The sequence below is a fragment of the Mycobacterium sp. P7213 genome, from assembly GCF_900604305.1.
Classification (GTDB): Bacteria; Actinomycetota; Actinomycetes; order Mycobacteriales; family Mycobacteriaceae; genus Mycobacterium.
Genome location: NZ_UWOA01000105.1, coordinates 1 through 1,082 on the forward strand (window position 1 = coordinate 1; position 1,082 = coordinate 1,082).

Below are 1,082 nucleotides of genomic sequence, written 5' to 3' on the forward strand. Positions count from 1 at the left end.
GCGGGCGCGGGCGCACCGGCCACCACCGTCTGCCGCGGCGACAAATACCCCGCCACCTCAACACCGGGATAACCCGCCAGCAACTCACCGGCAGCAACGGCATCCAACTCCAACAACGCCACCGCACCCTGACCGGCCTGCCGCGACATCAACCGCGACCGCACCCCGATCACCGTCAAACCCTGCTCCGGCGTCAGCGCCCCGGCCACCACCGCCGCAGACACCTCCCCCATCGAATGCCCGATCACCGCATCCGGCACAACCCCATAGGCACGCCACAACGCAGCCAACGCCAACTGCAACCCCATGATCACCGGCTGCACCTGCGCATCACCGGAAATCTCAGCGCCCYGCTCGATCACCTCACGCAGCGAAAAACCCACCTGCCGGACAAACACCGGCTCCAACTCATCAACAGCCGCAGCGAACACCGGCTCATCGGCCAACAACCGACGACCCATCCCCACCCAATGCGAACCCTGACCCGAAAACACAAACACGGTGCCGGGTCCGGGCAGCACCGCAACCGGTTCCACCACGCCGGGTGCGGATTCACCAGCGGCCAACGCGGACAGCGCGGCAATGGCCTGCTCGTGATCGCGGGCGGCGATGGTGGCGAACTTCTGGTGGCGAGTGCGGTGATGGTTGAGCGCATGTGCGATGTCCGGTAGCGCGATCTCGGCGCCGTCGGTGGCCAGCCATTGGGCGAGCACCCCCGCGGTGGCCGCGATACGTGCCGGGGACTTGCCCGAGACCACCAACGTGCTCACCGGCACCGCAGCAGCCCCCGCAACAACCTCAGCATCAGGCGCCTGCTCAACGATCACATGCGCATTGGTGCCCGACACCCCGAACGAGGACACCCCCGCCCGGCGCGGACGCGACACCGCCGGCCAGTCCATACCCCGATCAGCAACCTGAAACTTCGACGCCGCCGCACCCGCATTCGGCGTCAACTCCGAAAAATTCAAATGCCGCGGAATGAAACCCTGCTGCACCGACAACACCGTCTTGATGAACCCGGCAACACCAGACGCAGACTCCAAATGCCCCAAATTGGTCTTCACCGACCCCAACACCAA

General features: G+C 65.9%; 1 protein-coding gene. It reads right to left on the reverse strand.

What is annotated here, in order from left to right; all coding sequences use genetic code 11:
* Positions 1–1,082, reverse strand: a 1,082-nt coding sequence (locus tag EJK91_RS21365) for an acyltransferase domain-containing protein (protein ID WP_164518072.1), incomplete at both ends; no start/stop codon positions are given.